The sequence below is a fragment of the Bacillus ndiopicus genome, assembly GCF_000612805.1.
Lineage (GTDB): Bacteria > Bacillota > Bacilli > Bacillales_A > Planococcaceae > Metasolibacillus > Metasolibacillus ndiopicus.
Map to the genome: position 1 here is coordinate 22,267 of NZ_HG964406.1, position 24,266 is coordinate 46,532.

Annotated in this window: 29 protein-coding genes; 15 read left to right on the forward strand and 14 right to left on the reverse strand. The window is 36.1% G+C overall.

From position 1 onward, the window contains the following. The first annotated feature begins 16 nt into the window (after positions 1-16). The 7 genes from TY13_RS11580 to mnhG are packed head-to-tail and all read left to right on the forward strand — an operon-like array spanning position 17 to position 5,816. Positions 17-2,446, forward strand: coding sequence for a Na+/H+ antiporter subunit A (locus tag TY13_RS11580; protein ID WP_154661598.1), 2,430 nt, complete (start codon positions 17-19; stop codon positions 2,444-2,446). Continuing rightward, positions 2,443-2,880, forward strand: a complete 438-nt coding sequence (locus tag TY13_RS11585; protein WP_042476008.1) for a Na(+)/H(+) antiporter subunit B — start codon at positions 2,443-2,445, stop codon at positions 2,878-2,880. The genes TY13_RS11580 and TY13_RS11585 overlap by 4 nt, the downstream gene beginning before the upstream one ends. Further along, complete coding sequence (locus tag TY13_RS11590) at positions 2,880-3,221, forward strand: Na(+)/H(+) antiporter subunit C (RefSeq protein WP_042476011.1); 342 nt, start codon at positions 2,880-2,882, stop codon at positions 3,219-3,221. The genes TY13_RS11585 and TY13_RS11590 overlap by 1 nt, the downstream gene beginning before the upstream one ends. Further along, positions 3,214-4,704, forward strand: coding sequence for a Na+/H+ antiporter subunit D (locus tag TY13_RS11595; protein ID WP_042476014.1), 1,491 nt, complete (start codon positions 3,214-3,216; stop codon positions 4,702-4,704). The genes TY13_RS11590 and TY13_RS11595 overlap by 8 nt, the downstream gene beginning before the upstream one ends. Beyond that, positions 4,704-5,183, forward strand: coding sequence for a Na+/H+ antiporter subunit E (locus tag TY13_RS11600; protein ID WP_042476017.1), 480 nt, complete (start codon positions 4,704-4,706; stop codon positions 5,181-5,183). Before TY13_RS11595 ends, TY13_RS11600 begins: the two co-directional genes overlap by 1 nt. Beyond that, positions 5,180-5,461, forward strand: coding sequence for a Na(+)/H(+) antiporter subunit F1 (locus TY13_RS11605; protein WP_042476022.1), 282 nt, complete (start codon positions 5,180-5,182; stop codon positions 5,459-5,461). The genes TY13_RS11600 and TY13_RS11605 overlap by 4 nt, the downstream gene beginning before the upstream one ends. Then, a complete protein-coding gene (gene mnhG / locus TY13_RS11610; protein WP_042476025.1) occupies positions 5,445-5,816 on the forward strand; it encodes a monovalent cation/H(+) antiporter subunit G in 372 nt (123 codons plus the stop codon). The genes TY13_RS11605 and mnhG overlap by 17 nt, the downstream gene beginning before the upstream one ends. Positions 5,817-5,958: 142 nt before the next feature. Here the strand turns inward: mnhG and TY13_RS20875 are convergent, their stop codons facing one another. Together TY13_RS20875 and TY13_RS11615 are read right to left on the reverse strand one after the other, a co-directional pair. After that, positions 5,959-6,132, reverse strand: a complete 174-nt coding sequence (locus tag TY13_RS20875; RefSeq protein ID WP_195891693.1) for a hypothetical protein — start codon at positions 6,130-6,132, stop codon at positions 5,959-5,961. Between the two features lie 308 nt (positions 6,133-6,440). Continuing rightward, on the reverse strand, positions 6,441-7,940 hold the full coding sequence (locus TY13_RS11615) for a leucyl aminopeptidase (RefSeq protein ID WP_042476028.1): 1,500 nt from the start codon (positions 7,938-7,940) through the stop codon (positions 6,441-6,443). 144 nt (positions 7,941-8,084) lie between these two features. Between TY13_RS11615 and TY13_RS11620 the strand changes: the two genes are divergently transcribed. After that, positions 8,085-8,558 (forward strand): divergent PAP2 family protein, encoded by a 474-nt coding sequence (locus tag TY13_RS11620; RefSeq protein ID WP_074432963.1) that lies wholly within the window; start codon positions 8,085-8,087, stop codon positions 8,556-8,558. 58 nt (positions 8,559-8,616) lie between these two features. On the opposite strand, the gene TY13_RS11625 is transcribed toward TY13_RS11620, so the two are convergent. The 7 genes from TY13_RS11625 to TY13_RS11655 form a co-directional block, all read right to left on the reverse strand. Next, positions 8,617-8,940 (reverse strand): YuiB family protein, encoded by a 324-nt coding sequence (locus tag TY13_RS11625; RefSeq protein WP_042476030.1) that lies wholly within the window; start codon positions 8,938-8,940, stop codon positions 8,617-8,619. A gap of 125 nt (positions 8,941-9,065) precedes the next feature. After that, the gene (locus TY13_RS11630) at positions 9,066-10,868 is read right to left on the reverse strand and encodes a carbon starvation CstA family protein (RefSeq protein WP_042476033.1); all 1,803 of its coding nucleotides are present in this window, start codon (positions 10,866-10,868) and stop codon (positions 9,066-9,068) included. 128 nt (positions 10,869-10,996) lie between these two features. Then, the gene (locus TY13_RS11635) at positions 10,997-11,728 is read right to left on the reverse strand and encodes a LytR/AlgR family response regulator transcription factor (protein WP_042476037.1); all 732 of its coding nucleotides are present in this window, start codon (positions 11,726-11,728) and stop codon (positions 10,997-10,999) included. Between the two features lie 9 nt (positions 11,729-11,737). Continuing rightward, on the reverse strand, positions 11,738-13,474 hold the full coding sequence (locus TY13_RS11640) for a sensor histidine kinase (protein WP_042476039.1): 1,737 nt from the start codon (positions 13,472-13,474) through the stop codon (positions 11,738-11,740). After that, positions 13,471-13,977 carry an NUDIX domain-containing protein gene (locus TY13_RS11645; protein WP_042476041.1) on the reverse strand — a complete coding sequence of 169 codons (507 nt, stop codon included), beginning with the start codon at positions 13,975-13,977 and terminating at the stop codon, positions 13,471-13,473. The genes TY13_RS11640 and TY13_RS11645 overlap by 4 nt, the downstream gene beginning before the upstream one ends. A gap of 154 nt (positions 13,978-14,131) precedes the next feature. Next, on the reverse strand, positions 14,132-15,343 hold the full coding sequence (locus tag TY13_RS11650; protein WP_042476044.1) for an NAD(P)/FAD-dependent oxidoreductase: 1,212 nt from the start codon (positions 15,341-15,343) through the stop codon (positions 14,132-14,134). A 343-nt stretch (positions 15,344-15,686) separates the two neighbouring features. Next, complete coding sequence (locus TY13_RS11655; RefSeq protein ID WP_042476047.1) at positions 15,687-16,883, reverse strand: EAL-associated domain-containing protein; 1,197 nt, start codon at positions 16,881-16,883, stop codon at positions 15,687-15,689. A 308-nt stretch (positions 16,884-17,191) separates the two neighbouring features. Between TY13_RS11655 and TY13_RS11660 the strand changes: the two genes are divergently transcribed. Continuing rightward, complete coding sequence (locus TY13_RS11660; protein WP_042476049.1) at positions 17,192-17,569, forward strand: VOC family protein; 378 nt, start codon at positions 17,192-17,194, stop codon at positions 17,567-17,569. A 160-nt stretch (positions 17,570-17,729) separates the two neighbouring features. On the opposite strand, the gene TY13_RS11665 is transcribed toward TY13_RS11660, so the two are convergent. Next, positions 17,730-18,047, reverse strand: coding sequence for an ArsR/SmtB family transcription factor (locus TY13_RS11665; protein ID WP_042476052.1), 318 nt, complete (start codon positions 18,045-18,047; stop codon positions 17,730-17,732). Further along, positions 18,047-18,460, reverse strand: coding sequence for an SRPBCC family protein (locus TY13_RS11670; RefSeq protein ID WP_042476055.1), 414 nt, complete (start codon positions 18,458-18,460; stop codon positions 18,047-18,049). The genes TY13_RS11665 and TY13_RS11670 overlap by 1 nt, the downstream gene beginning before the upstream one ends. A gap of 140 nt (positions 18,461-18,600) precedes the next feature. On the opposite strand from TY13_RS11670, the gene TY13_RS11675 reads away from it, so the two are divergent. The 5 genes from TY13_RS11675 to TY13_RS11695 all read left to right on the forward strand — a co-directional run bounded on the left by TY13_RS11675 (position 18,601) and on the right by TY13_RS11695 (position 21,150). Then, positions 18,601-19,071, forward strand: coding sequence for a GNAT family N-acetyltransferase (locus tag TY13_RS11675; protein WP_042476058.1), 471 nt, complete (start codon positions 18,601-18,603; stop codon positions 19,069-19,071). Between the two features lie 46 nt (positions 19,072-19,117). Further along, a complete protein-coding gene (locus TY13_RS11680) occupies positions 19,118-19,618 on the forward strand; it encodes an ATP-binding cassette domain-containing protein (protein WP_042476060.1) in 501 nt (166 codons plus the stop codon). A gap of 182 nt (positions 19,619-19,800) precedes the next feature. Further along, the gene (locus TY13_RS11685; RefSeq protein WP_326584011.1) at positions 19,801-20,346 is read left to right on the forward strand and encodes a histidine phosphatase family protein; all 546 of its coding nucleotides are present in this window, start codon (positions 19,801-19,803) and stop codon (positions 20,344-20,346) included. Positions 20,347-20,416: 70 nt separating this feature from the next. Beyond that, entirely contained in the window at positions 20,417-20,860 is a 444-nt protein-coding gene (locus tag TY13_RS11690; RefSeq protein ID WP_042476064.1) for a GNAT family N-acetyltransferase, read from the forward strand. Positions 20,861-20,976: 116 nt separating this feature from the next. Further along, positions 20,977-21,150 (forward strand): hypothetical protein, encoded by a 174-nt coding sequence (locus tag TY13_RS11695; protein ID WP_195891702.1) that lies wholly within the window; start codon positions 20,977-20,979, stop codon positions 21,148-21,150. Between the two features lie 430 nt (positions 21,151-21,580). Here the strand turns inward: TY13_RS11695 and TY13_RS11700 are convergent, their stop codons facing one another. Together TY13_RS11700 and TY13_RS11705 are read right to left on the reverse strand one after the other, a co-directional pair. Beyond that, on the reverse strand, positions 21,581-22,153 hold the full coding sequence (locus TY13_RS11700) for a GNAT family N-acetyltransferase (RefSeq protein WP_042476070.1): 573 nt from the start codon (positions 22,151-22,153) through the stop codon (positions 21,581-21,583). Between the two features lie 143 nt (positions 22,154-22,296). Continuing rightward, a complete protein-coding gene (locus TY13_RS11705) occupies positions 22,297-22,569 on the reverse strand; it encodes a CD3324 family protein (protein WP_042476072.1) in 273 nt (90 codons plus the stop codon). A 555-nt stretch (positions 22,570-23,124) separates the two neighbouring features. Between TY13_RS11705 and TY13_RS11710 the strand changes: the two genes are divergently transcribed. Further along, the gene (locus TY13_RS11710) at positions 23,125-23,739 is read left to right on the forward strand and encodes a uridine kinase family protein (protein ID WP_042476074.1); all 615 of its coding nucleotides are present in this window, start codon (positions 23,125-23,127) and stop codon (positions 23,737-23,739) included. Between the two features lie 148 nt (positions 23,740-23,887). Here TY13_RS11710 and TY13_RS11715 read toward each other — a convergent pair whose 3' ends face one another. Next, a complete protein-coding gene (locus tag TY13_RS11715) occupies positions 23,888-24,259 on the reverse strand; it encodes a HesB/IscA family protein (RefSeq protein ID WP_407637727.1) in 372 nt (123 codons plus the stop codon). Positions 24,260-24,266 lie beyond the last annotated feature (7 nt).

Below are 24,266 nucleotides of genomic sequence, written 5' to 3' on the forward strand. Positions count from 1 at the left end.
GAAAGGAGGATTTTAATTGATGCAAGTTTTAGCGATTTTTATTCCTTTATTCGCAGCCATCTTTATTCCATTATTATTCCGTCATGTTCGAACTATACATACAGGCTGGTTTGTACTAATTGTGCCTCTTCTACTTGTTAGTTATTATGTAACATTTATTTCCCGGGTAATGAAAGGAAATGATGTTCTTGCTTCTTTTAATTGGATTCCATCTTTAAATATTTCCTTCATCTCATATTTAGATGGACTTAGCTTACTATTTTCTTTATTAATCACAGGAATTGGTACACTTGTTGTGCTCTATTCAATTTTTTATTTAGATAAAACGAAGGAGCAGCTACATAATTTTTATATTTATTTATTAATGTTTATGACTGCTATGCTTGGTGTTGTACAGTCCGATCATATGATTACATTGTATTTATTTTGGGAGCTCACATCCATTTCTTCGTTTTTATTAATTGGTTATTGGTTCCAACGTGATAAATCGCGTTTTGGTGCTTTAAAATCAATGATGATTACTGTGGCAGGTGGCTTGTTTATGCTAGGTGGCTTTGTACTTTTAGCTTTAATGGGTGGCACATATTCCATCCGTGAGTTAATTGCTCAAGCTCCACAGCTAATGGACGAGCAATATTTTGTTTTAGCACTTGTTCTGATTTTACTAGGTGCTTTTACAAAGTCTGCACAATTCCCATTTTACATTTGGTTGCCAGATGCCATGGAAGCGCCTACACCAGTAAGTGCTTATTTACACTCTGCTACAATGGTAAAGGCCGGAATCTATTTAGTTGCTCGCTTCACACCAATTTTCGCTGCATCTGAAGTTTGGGTTTGGCTTGTAACAGGCATCGGTCTTCTCACACTTTTATGGGGTTCTCTATTTGCAGTAAAGCAAACTGATTTAAAAGGTATTTTAGCCTTTTCAACCGTCAGTCAATTAGGCTTAATCATGGCTTTATTAGGGGCTAGTGCGATTGCCTATCATGTAGAGGATGCAGCAAATACAATGTTTAAATATGCAGCCTTTGCAGCGATTTTTCATTTAATCAACCATGCAACTTTTAAAGGTAGCTTATTTATGATTGCTGGTATTGTTGACCATGAAACAGGTACACGTGATATAAGAAAGCTTGGCGGACTTATGAGTATAATGCCTCTTAGCTTTACTGTTGCTTTAATCGGTAGTTTATCTATGGCTGGCTTACCACCATTTAATGGATTTTTAAGTAAAGAGATGTTTTTAACAGCTATGCTCACATTGAAAGATTTCGAATTATTCGAATTTAGTACATGGGGTATTTTGCTTCTTATCGTAGCAGTAGTTGCAAGTGTTTTCACATTTGTTTATAGCTTCTATTTTGTCTTTAAAACATTTACAGGGAAATTACAAGCTTCTGAACTACCACAAAAGCCACATGAAGCACCAATTGGCATGCTTATTGCACCAATGATTTTAGCAGTGCTTGTTGTCATTATTTTCTTTATTCCAAATTTAGTTGGCGACGTATTTATTAAGCCTGCTGTTTTCGCAATTCAGCCATTTTTATATCAGGACCCGTTTTTATCATCTAGTCCTGGGATGATTGATATTACAGTTGAGGCATGGCATGGCTTTAAGTCACCTGAATTATGGCTAACAGTTTGTATTTTTGTGGTTGGTGCTATTTTATTTACAACATTAGGAAAATGGCAAAAACTTTACCGTGTACAACCTGCTAAGCTTTCTTTCAATGCACTTTATGATTTTATAATGGATGGCGTTTTAAATCGCGGTATGACAAATTTATCAAAGCATATTATGCACGGTTCTGTGCGTCATTACTTAATGTATATGTTTGCGGCAATTTGCTTTATTGTCATCGGAACTTTATTTTATAAAGATGCATTTAGAATATCATTTAAAGGTGCAGCGCCAATAGAATTGTATCAATTAATTTTAATTATCGTACTTGTATTAGGCACATTAACAACTTTAATTGCTAGGTCGCGTATTACCGCAATTGTTGGGTTAGGTGCAGTTGGTTATACAGTCGCATTGTTTTTCGTTATGTTCAATGCGCCAGACTTAGCTTTAACACAGCTTGTTATAGAAACTATTTCAGTAGCATTATTTTTACTTGTATTTTACCATTTGCCACGTTTAGGAAAGATGCAGGAGTATACACCTTTCCGCTTTAGACGATTAGCCGTTTCTATTGGTATTGGAGCAATGGTAACACTGTTAGCTTTATCTGCTCATTCACAAAAATTAGTAGAGTCTATTAATAAATATTATAAAGATACTGTTTACACCGAAGCTGGTGGTGGAAATATCGTCAATGTTATTTTAGTAGACTATCGTGGCTTTGATACATTGTTCGAAATTACGGTGCTTGGTCTTGCAGGTATGGGGATTTACGCAATGATTAAATTGCGCTTAAGCAGAAAGGAGAAGATAAAATGAAAGTAACTAAGCTTAAAACAAATGATCTTATTTTGCAGTTTACAGCAAAAATCGTATTTTTCATTATTTTCTTCTTCTCTATCCATATTTTCTTTGCAGGGCATTATACACCAGGTGGTGGCTTCGTAGGCGGTTTATTGACGTCTAGTGCCATCGTGCTACTCGTTATTGCATTTGATTTAAAAACAGTGCGCAAGATTTTGCCAATTAATTATATGTATATGACAGCAACAGGGCTTATTTTAGCTTTAGCTACTGCTGCGTTCCCTATTTTTGTTGGCAAGCCTTTTTTCACACATTTTTTCGATTATTTCAATTTGCCGCTGTTCGGTAAAACATCATTACATACAGCTGCTCTATTTGATTTAGGTGTATTTTTGGTTGTTGTAGGTGTAACGATGACCATTATTCAAACAATCGGGGAGGATGAATAATGGAGATTGTAATGGCATTTGTATGTGGCTTCTTATTTATGGCTGCCATATATTTAATATTATCGCGTAGCTTGCTGCGCATTATTATTGGAACAGGCTTGCTTAGCCACGGAGCACATCTGCTTATTTTAACAATGGGTGGTCTCGGTGGTACTGCTCCTCCTGTTTTAGCTGAAGGCGTATCAGATTTTGCTGATCCGATACCTCAAGCGCTTATATTAACAGCAATTGTTATTTCATTTGGAGTAACAGCCTTTATTTTAGTTCTTGCATATCGTGCGTATCAAGAGCTTAAAACAGATGATACAACGGCGATGAAAGGAAGTGGTATAGATGATTAACTTCCTTCTGTTTCCTATATTAATAACGTTTTTCACTGGGATGATACTGATTTTTTTCCAGAAAAACATTTATTTACAGCGCACAATTTCACTTATTTCATTAGGTGTTGCAACAATATGTGCCTTATTCGTTATGCTAAAAGTACAACGTGATGGCATTCAATCAGTCACTTTCGGTGATTGGCCTGCGCCATATGGAATTACAATGGTAGCTGATGGTGTATCGACATTGCTTGTACTAACATCGTTATTGTTAACATTTTTTATTACTTGGTACAGTTTCGGCTCTATTGGTAAGGAGCGCGAGCATTTCTTTTACTATCCGGGTGTTATGTTTATTTTAACAGGCGTAAATGGCGCCTTTACAACAGGCGATATTTTTAATATGTTCGTATTTTTTGAAGTATTATTAATGTCTTCTTATTTACTGATTGTGCTTGGTGGAGAGAAAAAGCAATTACGTGAGTCGATTCAATATATTTTAGTAAATATTATTTCTTCTGCATTATTTGTTATTACAGTAGCTTATTTGTATTCAATTATCGGCACATTAAGCATGGCAGATATTGCGATGAAAATTACAGCAATTAATCAACCCGGTATTATTACGACGATTGCAGTACTATTTTTAATGGTATTTGGCTTGAAGGCAGCCATTTTCCCACTTTACTTCTGGTTACCTAGCTCGTATGCCGCTCCACCAATCCCTGTCCTAGCATTGTTTGGTGCACTCTTAACAAAGGTTGGGGTATATGCAATTATGCGTACATATACGTTGTTTTTCGTACATGATATCGCCTTTACACATCAAATGTTATTAATTTTTGCTGTATTAACAATTATTGCAGGCTGTATAGGAGCTTTAGCACATTTTGATGTGAAACAAATTATTATTTATAACATCGTTATCGCAGTCGGCGTTATTTTATTCGGTGTTGCACAAATGAATTTTGATGGTTTAGAAGGTGCAATGTTCTATTTAGTACACGATATGATTATTAAAGCGGCGCTATTTATGCTTGTTGGAATCATCGTTTACATTACTGGAACAAGCGATTTACGCAAAATGGGCGGTCTAATGAGAAAATATCCTTCACTTGGATGGTTTTATTTAATTGCAGCATTCGGCTTAGCAGGTATTCCTCCTTTAAGCGGTTTTGTTGGAAAATTATTAATTGTGCAAGGCGGCTTTGCTGCGGGCAATACGTGGAGTAGTATTTTCATTTTGGCATCAAGCTTAATTGTTTTACTTTCAGTTATTCGCATTTTCCTTTATGCATTTTGGGGAGAAGAAGGACAAACTGTACAAATTCAGGAAAAAACTTATAAGCAACTATACTACCCTACTGTTATTTTAGTTGTCATTTCAATTGCTTATGGTGTTGGCTCTGAATGGGTAACACCGTTTATGGATAGCGCTGCACGTGTATTAACAAACCCTTCTATCTATATTGAAGCGGTAATGAAAGGAGCGCAACCTTAATGGCATTTCAAATATTATTAAACTTTTCACTTGCCCTATTATGGATGTTCCTAGGTAATAATTTTACAGCTAGCGGCTTTATTATTGGCTATTTGCTTGGTCTAGCTGCGGTTCTTTTAATGCGTCGTTTCTTTAATGGGCGGCTATATACAGGGCGTGTTTGGGCTTTTATTAAATTAACTTTTCTATTTTTCAAGGAGCTCGTATTAGCCAATGTAGCCGTATTACGTGTTGTATTAAAGCCTACTCTTGATATGCAGCCTGCCTTTTTTAAATATGATACGACATTGACTGAGGAATGGGAAATTACCCTCTTATCTAGCTTAATTACATTAACACCTGGTACTGTTGTTGTCCATGTATCAGATGATGCGAAAAGCTTATATATTCATGCGATTGATGCGAAGGATGTTGATGAAACAATCGATTCGATTCGCAACTCCTTTGAAAAAGCGATTTTGGAGGTGAGCCGTACATGATATATTTTATTTGGGGTTCAATTGTCATCGTGATGTTATCAATGATTTTAGTTATTTATCGCCTAATTAAAGGGCCAAACCCTTCCGATCGTGTTGTTGCGCTCGACTCAATAGGCGTTTCTCTTATGGCATTAATCGGGATGTTTTCGATTATGGTCGATACGAGTTTTTATTTAGATATTATTTTATTGCTCGCAATTTTATCATTTATTGGTACTGTAGCATTTTCTAAATTTATTGAGAAAGGAGACATTATTGAACGTGACAGTTCTCGCTAATACATTAGTTGTTCTCTTTATCTCAGTAGGTGTAATTTTTATTGCAGTAGCGGCTGTCGGTTTGTTCCGACTTCCAGATTTATATACGCGTGCACATGCTGCATCCAAAAGTGCAACATTAGGTGTAATGAGTGTTTTAATCGGTGTATTTTTTCACTTTTGGTTAATTGAAAATCATTTTAATCCACGTATATTGCTAGGAATTTTGTTCATTTTTATGACAGGCCCTGTTGGTGGACATATTATGAGCCGCTCTTCCTATATTGCAGGTGTAAAACCATGGTCGGGTACAATCCGTGATGATTTAAAGCCTGAAATTGAGCGTATGAAAAAAGAGCAAAATATACAAGACTAAAGGGTAAAGGAAAGCAATTAGTCATCCGCTTTCCTTTACCTTTTGCACTTTTAAAATATAAGGAATTAGCATTTAACTAAAAAATGCAGAAAACCTTTTTTGCTTATTCAATAAATCTTCTCATTCATCAACAATACACTCTTTAATATCCACGTCGATATGGCGGATAAAACCTTGGTGGGTATGGCGGATATGGTGGATATGGTGGATATGGCGGGTAATATGGATAACGTCGATATGGGAAAAATTGATTGCCTAAAAAGCTACCTAGAAACCCTCCTAAAAAAGGCGCACCGAATGGAAAAAATGGAAACATACAAACTCCTCCTTTGCTTTACTATATGACAAAGGTTTAGGAAAAGGTGACAAAGGACATGTTTGAAAAGTCATTTTCAAGCAACAAGTAATACATAGAAGCAGAGGCTATGGCTTGTCCAGAAAGTCGAATCAGCTTTGAAACAAAGAAAAATTCAGCTCTACTTATTCATTTTTAATTAAAAGTAAATGTTATCGATGCTTACATTCTTTAGAGAATTAATATTTCAATAAGACAGTAAAAAAATTGTCCGAAAAGCGGCACGCAAGCCTGCTTTTCGGACAACTCTAGTCTCTTAATTAAATAGCTTATTTTTCCTCTGCTAATTGCTCAATAAAGCTAGCTAAAGTACGTACCATTACGCCTGTACCACCCTTTGGACCAAGGTCATGCACAGCGCTACTATCTGATGTACCAGCGATGTCTAAGTGAATCCATGGCGTATCCTCAGCAAATTCTCCAACAAAGCCACCACCGAAAATCATATGACCATCGCGTCCAGGAGAATTATTTAAATCAGCAAATTCAGAGTTACGAATGCGTTTTTTATCGTTTTCTGTAAGTGGTAAGCGCCATACAAATTCATTTGTATCAACAGTCGCTTCCATAAAGCTTTCGAAGAACGCTTCATTGTTCGTTAATGCACCTGTTTTATCATTCCCTAATGCAACAATTACGCCACCTGTTAAAGTAGCTACATCAATTAAATATTTTGCACCTTGCTGCTTCGCATAAGTTACTGCATCCGCTAACACAAGACGACCTTCCGCATCCGTATTAAACACTTCTACCGTTTTTCCACTTAAAGTTGTAATCACATCATCTGGCTTTAACGCTTCACCAGAAACCATATTATCTGTCGCACCAACAACTGCCATAACGTTTTTATTAGGGCGTGTTTCACCAATAATTTTCATTGCACCTAAAACTGCTGCTGCGCCGCCCATATCGCCTTTCATGCCAACCATACCTTCACGAGGCTTTAATGAATATCCGCCCGTATCGTAAGTTACACCTTTCCCTACTAATGCGACAACATCTTCCCAATTCTCTGTTGCTTTGTACTTTAATGTAATCATACGTGGCTCTTGTACAGAGCCTTTGTTAACGCTTAGAATAGCCCCCATACCTAGCTCTTCCATCTGTGCTTTGTTTAAAATTTCTACTTCAAAGCCGTATTGTTTGCCAAGCTCCTCAGCATAATTTGCTAAATCCGTGGCTGTTAATAAGTTTGGTGGTGTATTTACTAATGTACGCGCTTCATTTGTAGCATCTGCGTAAATATGTCCTACTTCATAATTTGTAGCGATATCTTCAATAGAGCCAGCAGCTACAAAATGCACAGCATCTAAATATGTGTCTGCCTCATTTGATGTTGTTTTGTAGTGCTTTACTGTATAGAAGCCTAAGTTAATACCTTCTCCAGCTAAAAAAGCCACTTCCTCTTCCGTAATATTTTCTGTTGTAAAGGATTCTAACCAAATTGTATAAGCCATCTTTTTGGATTTTTTTAATTGCTTTCCAACTAAACCAAAAGCGTTACGTAACACTTCTGCTGTTAAGCTTTTCCCTTCTCCTAGACCTACAAATAAAATATGTTGTACTTTTTCTCCTGCAACAGGTAGCTTTGTAATCGCTTTCGCTTCAGATGAAATTTCTCCATTAGTTAACCACTCATTGATATGTTCACCAAAAGCTGTCGGCAATGCTGACCAATTGCTCATTTGTTCGCGGTGCTTCTGTACACCAACGATTAATACTTCTGTTGCTACTTGCTCTAATGTTGTTGTTTGTTTTGCGATATTCATTATATACTTCCTCCAATTATTTAATAGCTCTATTATACAATATCATAATTATTCGAATAGCGAAATATTTGCTTTTTTTTAATATTCGCAAATATGTTATACTTTAGCTATGGATATTAGACAAATGGAAAGGTACGGTGAACGATGGAGCTTTTACAGAACACCCCGCTTTTAATCGGTATTTTTGCTATTTTACTTGCGCAATTTTTAAAAGTCCCGATTTATTTTTTGGCGACAAAAAAAGTCGAATGGAGCTTGCTCACATCAACTGGTGGGATGCCGAGCTCACATTCTGCTGCAGTAGCAAGCATCGCAACCGCAGTCGGCTTTGAAACAGGCTTCAATTCACCTATTTTTGCCGTAGCAGCAATGTTAGCAGGAATCGTTATGTATGATGCAAGCCATGTCCGTTTTCAAGCAGGGCGACATGCAGCGGCGTTAAATGAAATCCGCCATGATTTACAACGCTTTTTCCGTGAAATTAAACGTTGGCCTGAATTAAATGAAGAACAAAAAATTGAGGATTTAAAAACATTGCTTGGTCATAAAAAAAGCGAGGTAGCAATTGGCGCACTGTCTGGTATTATTCTGAGCATCGTTGTCTATCAGTTTATTTAAAATGGCTGTATATCTAAAAAGCTGATGAGAAAGATATACCTTTCTCATCAGCTTTTTACTAAAACATCCGATAGCCGTTTTTACGTAATAAAATCATGACAATTCCCGCAATAATCGCTCCAGCAAAGCCACCTGATAAAATAATAATATCTGCTAGCTGCAACGATAAAAACCTATCTACTAGTGCAGGAAACGCTGTGCCTGGTTTAAAAATATAATCTAAAAAGCTTACTTCATCAATAATAAAGACAACAATAACTGGATACACCACTGCCATTAACCATGTCATTCTTAGCAGCATATTTAATAAAAAGCCGATGCCGAAAAACATCACTAAAAACAATAATGTTGAAATAATTAATTCTGGAATTGAAACTGTCATTATGTAAACCTCCGATATTCTCTTCATCAAGTTTACATGATTACAGAAATCCTTTCAATGTTAAGTCATCTGACAGCAAAAAGCCGTGTCAAAATCAAAAACATTTTGACACAGCTTGTTCACGATTACATGGAGTCGACTGCCTTGCCATTTACGAAGCGCGGGCTGTTCCATAAGTCCTTCCATTTACGCGCCGCTGTCACAACGATAATTAGCCCTAATATCACCATAATAATCGATAAAATACCGTTTAATACGTTATAGCCACCTGCCGCTGAGTTCCAGTACACATTTTTAACCATCCAGTATGCACCGACGTTTACTGTAACATATAAATATGCCAATGGTATCATACAGGTTAAAACATAAATGCGTTTGTCTGCCATTTTTAAAATAATTGTTGCACCACACACTAAACCGATAGATGCCATTAGCTGATTTGATACACCGAATAAGGCCCAAACAGAGCTAATATCTCCTGAATAAAGAAGGTAGCCCCACATGAAACAGGCCAGCGCTGAGGCAAAAATATTACCTGGTAGCCAATCTGTTTTCTTTAACGGCTTATAAGCTCCACCTAGGAAATCCTGAATCAAATAACGAGCAACACGCGTTCCAGCATCAATTGCCGTTAAAATGAACACTGCCTCAAACATAATGACAAATTGATAGAAATAGGAACTTAACTCTGAGAACCACTTAATTCCCGTGAAAATATATGTCATACCGACTGCTAATGTAACAGCTCCACCAGTACGCCCTTCTAAATCCATGCCAATTTGCTCTGATAGCGCTGCTAAATTGACCGTATCCATACCAAGTGTGGCAAACACTGCTGGTGCAGAGTTAATTGCAAAATAATCTCCCGGATGTAAAGAAGTTGCAGCAATTAGCGCCATAATACCAACTAAACATTCTACTAACATAGCACCAAAGCCAACAACACGAATATCTTCCCACTTATCAATCATTTTTGGCGTAGTGCCTGAACCAACAAAGGCATGGAAGCCTGAGATAGCACCACAGGCTATTGTAATCGAAACGAATGGCCAGACTGGACCTGCTACAACAGGGCCGCCCCCACCCAAGAAATCAGGAATAATTGCAGGGAATTCGATTGCTGGATTAACAATAAATACCCCAATAATTAACGCGATAAATACACCGATTTTCATAAAGCTGCTTAAATAATCGCGAGGAGCAAGCAATAGCCAGACCGGCAATGCTGCTGCAAAGAAAGCATAAATAGGTAAAATAAGTGCCAATGTTTGACGCTCTAATGTTAATAAATCACCTAACCAAGTACCTTGAATACTTGGTCCTATGAAAACACCAATCATTAATAAAATAAATCCTATTGTTGATGTTACGAGTAAATTACCCGTTTTCTTGTATGCAATCCCTACAAGCATAGCAATTGGAACAGTAATTGCTACAGCAAATGTTCCCCAAGGGTTTCTTTCAAGTGCACCAAGCACAACCATTGATAATCCAGCCATTGTAATTGTAATAATGAAAAGCATTGCTAGGCCCGTACAAAATCCTGCTACAGGTCCAAGCTCCTCTTTCATTACTTCAGAGAGCGATTTACCACCACGACGCATGGAAGCGAATAATACTACCGCATCATGTACCGCACCACCTATTACCGCTCCGATTAACAGCCATAAAAGACCAGGTAAATAACCAAACTGCGCTGCTAAAACAGGCCCAACTAACGGACCCGCTGCAGCAATCGCCGCAAAATGGTGCCCAAACGCGACCCATTTGTTGGTGGGTACATAATCCTGCCCATCATTTAATTTATGTGCTGGTGTAGGCTCATTTTCATTAATTTTTAAAACTTTTTTTGTAAAGAAATAACCGTAAAGACGATACGCAATCACTAAAATACAGACTGCTCCTATAACGATTGAAATCGCATTCATACTGAACTTCATCCCCCTTTATTAATTCTTTTTACAAGCTTAGCAAAAAGATAAGAAATTTGGATAAAATCACATTAAAATGTCAGAATAATCTGTTAAGGTGTCAAAATCTGATGTTAAAATGCATATTATGTTTCAAATATTTTTCGGATTTCCTTTACATACATACGGCTCACAGGCACAACATGTCCACCTTGTAAAATAACGTTATATTTCGAGGTTCCCCATGATTCAAGCTCCTGCAAATGCTCTAAATTGATTAAAAATGCACGATGAATACGTATAAAATTTGGGCTTAGCTTTTTTTCTAGCATGATTAACGATTCTGCGCTACTATAGCATTTATTTTCTGTAATTACTTTCGTTTTACTTTCTTCTGATGTGAAATACAGTACATCCTGTAATTTAATAAGCGCAACACGATCCTCATTAGAAACAGCAATTTTCCCCATTTGTTTTATTTTTTCTTTCACCGCCGGTTCCTTACGTTCACTTTTCTTTGTCATTGTCATTAATTTGAGAACAGTTTGCTCGATTCGCTGTTGTTCAAATGGCTTTAAAATATAATCAAAGGCATTCATATTAAATGCATCAATCGCATAATCATCATAGGCAGTAGCAAATACGATTAAAGGCTTTTCCTCCCGTCGCAATAACTCTTTCGCTAGCTCTATCCCATTTTTATCGGAGAGCTCTATATCTAAAAATAAACAATCAATTTCCTCTATTAAATTGTCCTCTAGCACTTGCTGTAAATCTTCCGACTCACCCACCACTTCAATTTCCGAAAATTGCGACAATAAATATTTCAATTCATCACGCGCTAAAGGCTCGTCGTCAATAACGAATACTTTATACATTTTTATCACCTAGTCATCTATAGGAACAAAAACCTTCACCATTGTCCCTTTATTTTCTTTACTTTTAAACTCTACCTTTCCACGGTAATTGTAAATCTCTTTTAAACGCTCTGTTATATTCCATAATGCAGTCCCTGTCCCATGAGGTGAATCTATCACTTGATTGCCTAGTAAAGCTAGCTTTTCCTTTTCAATACCGCAACCGTTATCAGCTACAATAATTTCAAGCATATTTACATTTTTTTTCGCTGTTATGCTTATTTGACCATTTTTAAGCTTTTTAAAGCCATGATGTATCGCATTTTCAACGAGCGGCTGTAGCGTAAAAGGTGGCACAAGCACTGTTAAAAAGCGCTCATCAATATCAAACTTCACCGTATATTTATTTGGAAAACGCGCTTGTTCAATTGTTAAATATGCTTCAATATGCTCTATTTCCTTTTCTAGTGGAATGCGCATTTGACGCGCACCCTGCATATTGCTTCTGAAAAAAGAAGCAAGCTGTAATAATAAATGTCGTGCCTGCTCTTGGTCAGTACGAATCAAGCTTGAAATTGCATTTATACTATTAAAGAAAAAATGAGGATGAATTTGTGCTTGTAAAGCTTTAATTTCAGCATCTCTTAATAATTTCCGCTGATTTTCTACCTCCGCATATTCTAGTTGAGTAGAAAATAATTTACTTAATCCTTCAGCTAATTCCTCCTCTACGGCAGTAATATGAGCACCATCTGTAAAATACATTTTTAACGTTCCTACCGTCTGTTGATGTACTTGTAACGGTAAAACGAGTGCTGCCTGCAATTTACAATCCTTGTGAGGGCAATTAATTTCACCCTTTTTCGTAGCTTTAATAATTTTGCCATGCTCCAATACATCATACGTTAGCTTGGTCATAATTTTTTGATTTGTTAAATGATGATCTGCACCTTCGCCAACATGTGCTAAAATGCCATGCTGATCCGTAATCGCAACTGCTACTACACCTGTAGCCTCTTTGATAATTTCAGCAGCCTGATGGCAAGATTCTTCATTCAACCCTTGTCTAAAATGGATAACGGTTTTTTGTGCTATATGAAATGCCTCATGTGTTTGTGTTGCCTTAGTACGTTGCTCCTCAGCGATGGATGTTTTAATAATAAGACAAAATAAAAAAATACCGAACGCATTCATAAAAATCATCGGTAATGCGATAATTTGCACTAAATTCAATGCCATATCAAAAGGGCGAGCAATCAACAAAATGACTAGCATTTGCAAGCATTCTGCTAATATACCAATACCCATTGCATGTCGATATGAAAAGGTTTTTTCAACGCGTAGCTTACGCCCTAAAAAACCTGTAATAATCCCCGCTAAAATTGTTGAAATACCACAAGCAATAGCTGTATAGCCTCCAAGAGAAATACGATGCACTCCGGCGATTAAACCAGCACCAATCCCCACTGCTGGTCCACCGAAAATCCCTGCAATCGCAACTCCTACAAGCCTAGTGTTAGCAATCGCAGCTGTTTCTTCAACTTGTATTCTCACAATGTTTGCACTTATAATTCCATTATCAATGCGAATACCTAAATAGCTACTTATAATACCTAATATACCGAAGACAAAAATAAGTATTAGCTTTGATGAGGTATTTTGCTCTCTATATAATATACTTTGAAACGGTCGCCATTTTGAGATTAAAAATGCAAAAATAACAATGATCCCAATGCGCTCCAGCATATAAACGGATAATTCAATCATTTATTATCCTCAAAATTATTAAAGTATAAATGATACGTAGTATAGCCAAATACTTTTCCTGGATCAATATCTGTCCATAAGCCTAGCTGATGCTGTTTTACATGATATGCAGATATTTCAGTAAGCATTACAGACGACTTTGTATCCTTTGCTAGCTTTTCTGGTGCTATCCAATGTGCTGCAACAATCTCATCTTCTTGGATTTGAATACTCTCAGTTGTTGCTTTGCCATAAAAAATTGCCATATTATCGCTTATGTCCTCTCGAATAACGCCTGTTCGAAAACCAATAAGCCCTTGAATAGTGCAGTCAATTCCCGTCTCTTCCTTTACCTCACGCTGAGCAGCCATATCTGCTGTTTCAGCCTGCTGCACAAAGCCCGCAGGTAAAGACCAGCATCCTTTTAATCCACCATATGATTTTTCTACTACAAGCCATTCCCCGGCATTATTTTCTATAACTGCCGCGACACCTAACCATACTTTCCCACGCTCTTTTGTCATGCTCATTCCCCTTTCCTATGTACTATTATAAGCTTCTTCCATTTAATAAGAAAAGGGGGCTTTTAGGTTGTAGCTATATATGTATTTCAAATTAAATTGCAAAAAGCTGTCGAGAAAGTGGACTGATGCCCAGATTTCTCGACAGCTAATTCAATTAAATAAATTTAAATTTACCTTTTTTCACTGTTAAACCTACGCCACCTACTAAGTATAGCGCACGGTTATCTACAACTTTTTTCAGTGCAGATGCAGTTTTACCCGTCATTTTGCGGTTTAATGCATTGGCAATCGCATCATCATGACCTAAAGAGCATACAGCACCTTTATCATCGTATACGAATGTTTCTGTATCTTCACCATTCATTAAATGCTTAATGTTTTTAGCAATTGTTACTGCTTGTTGCATTGCGATTTGTGCAGTTGGTGGGTACGGACGTCCAGCCTCTTCATTTAATAGGAACGCACAGTCACCTACTACGAATACATCATCGAAGCCTGGCGCACGCATATCTTTACGCACAGCGATACGTGCACGGTTTGATTCAATACCAGATGTTTCAACAAGCTTGTTACCACGTACACCAGCAGCCCAAATTACTGTACCTGCTTTTACGAATTCAAACTCATCTTCACCTTTTTTAATGTTAACGCCCTCTTCTGTTGCTTCAACAACAGGCGTACCGATAGAGAACTCGATACCTTTTTTCGCTAATTGAGCTTTAGCATATTCTACTAGGTTTGGATCGAAGCCTGGTAAAACCATTGGTGCCGCTTCAACACATAGTACACGAACTTTTTCTTGTGGGATATCAAACTCTTTACAAAGCTCTGGAACACGGTTGCCAAGCTCACCTAAAAGTTCGATACCAGTAAATCCTGCACCACCAACAATAATTGTTAGCTTGCTATCATCCTTCACTTCATCTAATGACCATGAAGCGAATTGATATTCGATATGCTCACGAATTTGACGTGCAGCATTTAAGTTTGCTAATGATAGAGCATATTTATCTAAGCCAGGGATACCGAAAGTTTCACCTTCAAATCCTAAGCCTAAAACTAGGTAGTCATACGTCATTTCACCAGCAGATGTTTGCACTTTACGCTCATTTACATCAATGTTTTCTACAGTAGCTTGTACAAAGCGAACATTGTTGTTAAGCACTTTTGCAATTGGATAACGTGCGGCTTCTGGTGAAATTGTACCAGCTCCTACCTCATGTAACCAAGTTGTTTCATAGTGGTAATCATTTTTATTAACTAAAATAATTTCCGCTTGCTCACCACTAAGCATTTTTTGTAGATTAACAGCTGTTGTTAATCCACCATAGCCCGCGCCTAATACTAAAATTGTCGGTCTTTTCACTGAAATCAAAACCCCTTTAATTGTATTATACTAGCGCAAGGCAAATAAAAAAGAAGTACAATATACTTCACAAATACTTACGCTAGGTCGACATATTTTCGACAAAAATCTCTCCCTACTATATTAGCCCTTTTATGCTACAATTTCAACACCTTAAAAGGAAAGTATTTTATCTTAAATCAGTGAGTGTTCTACCACCCACTGATTTTGGAAATTTTATCACATTCTTGTATAGTAATACCCTAAAATCCCCAACAGATGCCATAGTTTTTGAGAGAGGTTTTTGGTTTAAGCTTGACTCGCTTTTTCTTAAGTTAATTAATCCGAAAGCTTATTTATTTGACTAACTCACAATATTATTTTCGTATAAATAATCGTACGATATATCTACAAATAAAAATTCATTTTGAGGCAATGCCATTGAATATGTTCTAGTCAGTTCTGCGGTTTCAATATCGCTGTATGTTTCGGAAAGCTTACTTTGACCGTCATGTCGCATCTTAATTAAATTTTGTAAGAAGTAAGGTCGCCAGCTCCAGTTTTTGCGAATTGCCTCCTGCTGAATCTTCCAACTTCCTTCTACTAGCATAATATTTGGCGTTGTTTGGAATCCTTCTCCATCACAAATATATAAACGGAAAATATATGGACGTAGCTTTTCAGCTAACTGTAATAAGCTATCGATATTTGCACTTATCGGCTCAATTTGTTCAACTGCCGCAATAATTTTTCTTTCTAATGTTTTGATTGCATCATATTTTTGTTCTAGCAGTTTCTTTTCCGTCATAATAAATTGTTTACATTCATCGTGAAAACGAGACTTCAGTGTGTCACGCGCAATAAAATCCTTTAAAGGTAGCTCTAAATAAGCTCCTTTGTAAAAGCGTGCACCATTTTTCCAACCATGCTGCAATTGATAAACAGCGTCCACATTACTCACTAATAAGGATGCGCCAATTTTTAAAGCTAATGCACGAAGCGTTGAAAAAACATGATTTTGTGCACTCCAATGGTTATAATCTAATTGCTCGACTTTCATTTTTAATACATAGGGCTCTAACAAAAGAATATGGTTCAAGTTACTATGTGGCCCAATATCGTTAAGCGCTATTTTGACACCGTATGTTTTCATATATTTCACTACATGGTGTAATTGCTCTATATTCCCTTTATACTGATGTTCACTAATAACAAGTACAATATTTGATAATAAATGCTCTGGCAGCATTTCTTTTAATAAAGTAAAATAGCTTTCACCGAAATCAAGCATTAATAAATTGGGATTACACGGTATATATAAATCAACATCATTTATTTTGTCACCTACGATTTGCAATGTCTCGCGAATGACAAGCTGCTCAATTTCTGCACGAATTTCCTCTGGAATTTCTTCACTATTTGAAAACATCGTTAAATTAATATTTTCGTCCAACTGCCCAAGTACTTCATATGCAGCTACACTATGTTCATCCGCACTATATATAGGCTCAAACAATATTTCAATTTGATCAAGTTTATCTAAAACATTTAATACATCCAATGCTAAGCCTCCTTACTTAATCTCTGTCCCTATCATAATCTATCTCGCTTTTTTGTTCAAAGGTCTGCTTTGTTATAATTTTCGGTCATACAGCAGCCTCAACATACTTTTATATCCATCTTCAAATTGAAGTAAAATAAAAAACCACACTACACTCGACAATTTATTTACCTATTCAAGCTTATGCACTGAGGGTTAATATAAAAATCGGGAACATTCGATTTATTATTAATTCATTAAGTATTTTTCTATCCGTAGAAAACCACTTGCGGTATAATTAATGCAATGAATTGATTAGGAGGAATTAGATGATTCATCAAATTGGACAAATTATGCTTTATGTGAATGACCAAGATGAAGCGGTAAAGTTTTGGACAGAAAAAATCGGCTTCGTTGTATTAAAGGATGAAGAAAATCATGGTATGCGTATGATTGAGATTGCTCCTTCAAAAGATGTACAAACTTCCTTCGTTCTGCATAATAAAGCTTTGATTGCACAAATGCAGCCTGAGTTGAACTTAGGAACGCCATCAATTATGTTCTATGCAGAAAATGTTGAAGCATTATACGAAAAGTTTAAGGCAAAAGGCATTACTGTTGGCGATTTAATCACAATTCCTGCAGGCAAATTATTTAATTTCGCGGATAGTGAAAACAACTATTTCGCACTAATTGAAAAAGACTGATATTAAACTATAATAAGCGCAAGAAATCAATTTTAAAGGTTGATTTCTTGCGCTTTTTGAGTTGATTTTGCTAATTTTTCAGCTTTCGGGCGAATTCACTTGCGAATCGGGCGAATCATTACTTTAGACCTATTCAAGTAAAATAAATCCCATCTCCTATTTACTCTTCCACTATACGTTGAAGCTGTAATAGCTTATTATCCCAAAACAGTTCAAAGTACTGGAGCCAATCCTCGATTTCCTTTAGACCTTCTACATGAAGTGTATATATTTTTTCTCGCCCTTTTTTCTCGGCAACTACAAGCTGTGCTTGCTCGAGCACATTCAAATGCTTCACAACAGCTGTTCGACTCATTATAAATTGTGAGGAAATATAAGTAATCGGCTGATTACCATGTACTAGCAATTGTAAAATACGACGTCTTGTTGGATCAGCTATGGCTTGAAATACATCATATTTCTCAGCGGGCTGTGCCATTATGCCTCCACTACTTCTTTTAATTTCTTACCAACAATAGCTGTCCAGCCACCATCCATATTTTGACGCACTGCTTCAACAGACATATTTGCTTTTGGCACAATATGTCCTGCTTCTTTCCAACCGCCGTGTGTTAAAGTAAACTCTGTTTGTTCCCCTATCTCCTTCAACTCAAATGTTACATACCAACCGTCTTCATCCCAAGCGAATCGTAAAAAATGTGGAGCATTCACTTTTTCTACTTTACATGGAGAAGGCCCGAATGGTGACTGAATCGTAAAATGATGTCCTTCAATTGCTTGAAAATCATTCGGCATCAACCATGCGCCAATACCTTCCGCAGTCGATACAGTGTCCCATACCTTTGCAATTGGGGCATTTAATAAAACTGTTTTGATAATATCTTGTGTCATTGTTCTAACTCCTTTTTATTTAAAGTATAACCAAAAGGTGTCATAAATATATAACACCTTTTGGTTATATGTCAACAATGAAAATCATTCCATTGATTATGATATAATTGGGTAAAATTCTAATCAGCGGAGATGAACTTATGATTACTATTTGTATTGCTACATCAGAAGATTACCATGCTGTAAATAATCTTGTAAAAGAGGGACATGAAGAGCATGCCAAAGAAGTTCCAACTGTTTTTAAGAATGTAGCTTCTGTTATGCCAGAAGCTTATTATAGAGAGTTACTTGAAAGTTCAAATAGCACAGTTTTGCTTGCTAAAAACCAAGAATCTATTATTGGCTTTGCTGTAATCAGTGTTGAATCCTCACCGCCTTTCGATTCCTTAATTCAACGTCAATATGCTTATATTCATGATTTTGGTGTAAAAAAGAATGTGCAAAAACAAGGTGTTGGAAAATTGCTCTTTACAGCTTGTGTCAATTGGGCAAAAACTATGAATGTTACATCTATAGAATTAAATGTTTGGGAATTCAATAAAAACGCAATTGATTTTTACAAACACTTAGGTTTAGAGAGCATGAGCAGAAAGATGGCCATCACGATTTAAAGGCTCTATGCTACAACCACTTAAACCATTAAAGGAATGATGTAAGTTGAAGAAAAAAATCCATATTATCGGCAGTGTTGGGAGTGGCAAATCCACTTTAGCAAAGCTGCTAGCAAATAAACATAAAATAGGCTATAGCGAGCTTGATAACATCGTGTGGAAACGCCACCCTAATGGTGATATACGCCGCTCTGATGAAGCTATTTCTCAAATTATCCAGCAAGTGCTGCAGCAAAGTGAATGGATTACCGAAGGTGCACATTACCAACATTGGGTAACACCTCTTTTTGAGCAAGCAGATTATATTATTTTTTTACAGCCCTCCTATTTTACAAGACTATGGCGCATTAATAAACGATTCCTCAAGCAAGTTCTTAAACTAGAGAAATCTAATTATAAGCCAACATTAAGCATGCTACGCAATATGTACAAATGGAATAAACACTATGAAACAGCAGGCCAATGGAAAATTGAAGAACGTTTACAGCCATTTCATGATAAAGTTGTCACGATAAAATCTCAAAAAGAGATTGAAAGATTTATGTAACAATTATCCTGAATACCCTTATTCTACTCACCCACATTTTGCTATGTTATAATTTTATTAGTTCGAATTTTCAATTACTAGTCAACAGAAGAAATAGTAAATAATCCGCAAGCACCTATTTTTTTAAAGAATATATTACATACGCTGAAGCACTGCTGTAATTTAATAACTAGAAAAGGGGCATGATTTTGAAAAAAGTATATATAATTAGACATTGTGAAGCAGAAGGACAACATATGGACGCGCCTTTAACAGAAAAAGGCTATAATCAAGCAGGAGAATTATGTAATTTTTTTGCTAATTTAAACATAGAACGAATTATCACAAGCCCGTATAAACGTGCTAGAGAATCTATACAACCATTTGCAAATTTTTCACATATTGAAATAGAGCATGACAATAGATTAAGTGAGCGTGTATTAAGTAATCAAAACTTACCAGATTGGTTTGAAAAATTAAAATTAACATTCCAAGACATGGAATTAAAGCTTGAAGGTGGCGAATCTAGCTATGAGGCAATGTCACGAATTATAGAAGTTATAGAGGAAGCATTTCATAGTAAAAATAATCATATTGTTATCGTCACACATGGAAATTTACTATCTTTACTTTTGAAGCATTGTAATGAAAATTTCGGATTTGATGATTGGCAAAGACTTAGCAATCCTGATATTTTCCTCTTAGAAAACTCAAATAATAACCTGACTTACAAGCGACTTTGGTCATAATCCAACGGATACTTTCTGAATAAAACTGTGGGATAGTGATGCTGTTTAGATCCATTGCGAGGAGAAAATTATGAGATATAATATAGAAGTTTCACTAAAGAATAACGAGAAATTCTCAACCTTTTTACACCAGAAAATTAGAGAATTTAATAATGAGCATTCCAGACATCATAAAGAAGTAAGGAAAGAAGAAGCTGTACAGCCGATAAATATCATCGTGTCAGATGATACTGGAAATTGGGTTGGTGGTTTAAATGCAGCAGTTTATTGGAATTGGTTAGAAATTAATGATTTGTGGTTTCATGAAGATTACAGAGGCAAAGGCTTAGGTGGGAATCTTCTTTCTCAATCCGAAAAAATAGCGCAAGAGATGGGGGCAACAAAAGTGCTTTTAACTACTTTCGAATTTCAAGCGCGTACTTTTTATGAATCAAAAGGCTATCAAGTTGTGGGTGAAATCAAAGATTATCCTCCTGGAAGCAGCTACTACACAATGGTCAAAACACTTATTTAGTTTTTTTTAGCTTACAAGCCCTATCGTTAATATGTCGAGTAAAATTAACAGTAAATTATTTTATAAAATTCTTACTAGATTAATTATTATATTGTGAAATGAGAGGTAGATTTATTATGCAAAGTGGATTTTATACAGGAGATATTTTATTTAGTGCTTTTTCAATTTTCGGTATATTATTTTCTATAATTCCTATTGTTTTTTTTGTATGGTTTGCTATTACTACAACTACTCAGTTAAAGAAACAATCCAAGTTACTAGAAGAAATAAAAGAGAGATTAGATCGTTAAGAAACTGCTATTTATCAATTACGCCCCAGTTAACTATAGTCTAGATTTTTTGAGCTGGTAACGAAGCCACTACTTGGCAAACCCCTCTTCACAATCTGTGACTTCCGCTGGGGTGTTTGGGCCAACGTGATGTTGGTCACGCAGTCGTTGCCACAAGGATGTGGTGTTCTTAGACTGAGTTTCTCTATAATCCATTGAGTGTTTGTACACTCAGTGGATTATAGAAAATAAAATAGGCATTCATCACTTGTAGAGGTTTTCTGTCCTGCTGCTGACACTACACTTTCGTAACAAAAAAGCATTGCTCCTGCGGTTACTCGTTGCAAAAAAGCATAGTTGAATCAAAATAAACGTGCTATATAAACTATACAACCTTTTGCAAATATATCACCTTAGTAATCAATTAATTCTCTAAGCCATTCCCCTATAATTATATTTTTTGCTGAAATTCTGTATGCAGCAAACTATAAATCACCATATCTTTGCATTCCCCTGTAACACTGTGGCACTCAAATTGCCTTAAATACCCCTCCTTTTTAAAATTAAATTTTGTTAATAATTTCTCAGAGGCAATATTGTCAGTAGATACAAATGCTTGAATTCTTACTAAACCTAATTGATTAAATCCTATTGCTAATACTTCATTCACAGCTTCGGACATAATACCCCGCTGCCAGTATGCATCGGATAATTCATAACCAATTTCGGCCCGCTTACCTGCAAATTCACTTAAAAAAATAGTGCCGATGATCTCATCTGTTATTTTATCGGCAATAGCAAAGCGAATAATCCAGCCTTTTTCATAACCTTTATTCCAAAAATCGATTACTTCATAGCTTTTCTCTACTGTTTCTGGTCCGTTCCAATCAAGATGACGATATACATTCACATTCGAATAATATTGGAATAATGCTGTAGCATCGCTTATTCTTAACTTCCTTAGCGTAATTTGTTCCGTTTCTATTGTCGGGAAAGATTCACCTAATAATTTCACAAAGTCCATTTTTTTCTTCCTTTCTTAAAAGAATTTCAAATTAGTTTAAGCACTGTTTTAATTATATCTGACCACATTGTTAGTAAAAACCTCATACTTATTTTATAAAAAAAATTAAGTCACTGTGGTATTAAACCACAGTGACCTATTTTTTATTTTCTCTTTTCTGTTAGAACAATTCTTTGAATACTCTTTATTGATAAAAAATACTTTTCACCGATTGTGACCATATCCATTCCTGATAAATAGTCTTTATAGATAGCAGTATTTCTTAAGCTGAGTTCTTGTCTTGTAGACGTGCTAGATCCCCAACATTTTTTATGTTCTTTTTTTCTTGGGATATAAATAAATTCACCATCAACATATTCTTGTATTAACGCAAGCAATTCCGATGGTAAAACATGCTTTGCCTTCTTGTAGCTCATTTTGCACTCCTAATTGTTATTTTTTTAGGAAGAGCAAAGGCTATTCTTTATTTAATATGCAATAGCCCTCGCTATGCAAAAATAGTATTTTTCCTCATATAAACATATCTCCTTGTGATTTTATTCTTTCTAAAAATTATATATCATATATGAAAAATAGTGAATGCATAGCACTTAAATTTTTAAGGCTTATCGTATTGATGTTATAACAGTCAATCTCCCTTATTAGTCATTTAGTCATACAAATAAAATCAGCTAATTAAACCCCAAAATTTATTTTTTGTGAAATTTCCCCTCCCTTGTTAAAATGAATAACATGGAGATATTGAAAGGGGATAAAGATTCGAGATGTGGAAGAACTTGTAGTGATTAGAATTTGAAAAAGCTAATTTTTGCTCTCATTAAAGAGGGTTTATTTGACTATCTACAATCATTCAAGGACTGCATTTTTGGCTCAAAAACCTATGGACACTTTTGTTTATCTTTCTTTTTTGATGGGAATTATAATATCTCCTGTTGACCTTATTGATGCACCCTTCATTTGGAGGAGCTAATTTGAAAAACAAACATTCATTATACAATTTAAAGGATTCTGTTCAATCTATTGTACTTACTATTAACCAACGCCTGACAGACTGTAATCGCCCTTTGGTGGTGTCGTTTGATGGCGGAAGTGGTTCAGGTAAATCGACTTTGGCATCTGAGGTAGCTTCATCTTTAGGGGCAACAATTATTCACTGCGATGATTTCTTCGCAATTGAAATACCTGACCATGAATGGGATATCTACTCAGTTGAAAAAAAGTGTCGTCTATGTATTAACTGGGCAAGGGTGCGCGATGAAGCATTGCTTCCTTTACTTGCAGGCGAAAAAGCAGAATACCATCCTTTTTCTTTTTCGACTATGAACGGTTTATCATCTGACATTGTGGTGAAGGAACCATCAGAAATAATCATTCTTGATGGAATATACAGCTCACATTGGTTATCCGATTTGATTAATCTTACTATTTTAGTGGATGTCGCTCCTCATATTCGACATAAGAGGCATAATCTTAGAGAAGGCACTGAAGATATAGATTGGCATCTGCGCTGGGATTCAGTAGAGGACTATTATTTTTCTGTTTTGCGTTCTCCCGATTCATTTGATTTAGTAGTTGTGAATGAATGATAGGTTAATATTCAGTTAACAGGCACTTTGATTTAATAACGAAAGGACTTGCATGTATGAGTGATTCTCATAATATGCAAGTCCTTTTGTTATGTTTTTGCAACACACAAATTAAAAAGGCATGGTATTCACAACCCTACTTTATTCATCAATCACAAACCTCAGGCGTACCTTCACGTGTAGCAGCTTTGAAGCTTGTGCCACAGCCACATGATGCAAGGGCATTTGGATTGTCGATGGTGAAGCCGCCACCCATTAGGGATTGTTTAAAATCGATTTTTGTCCCTTGTAAAATGCCTGCATCCTCTTTTGATACGATAATTTGTAAGCCATATTGCTCATCTATAAAATCGTCCTCATGTCGTTCTGTATCGAAAGCCATTCCGTATGAAAGACCGCTACATCCGCCGCCTTTAACCGCGACGCGTAAATAAGAGCCCTCTTCTTCGTTATGCGTCATCATTTCCTTCACTTGAAACGCCGCTGCCTCTGTTAATTCAATTACTTGCTTTGTAGTCATCACAGTC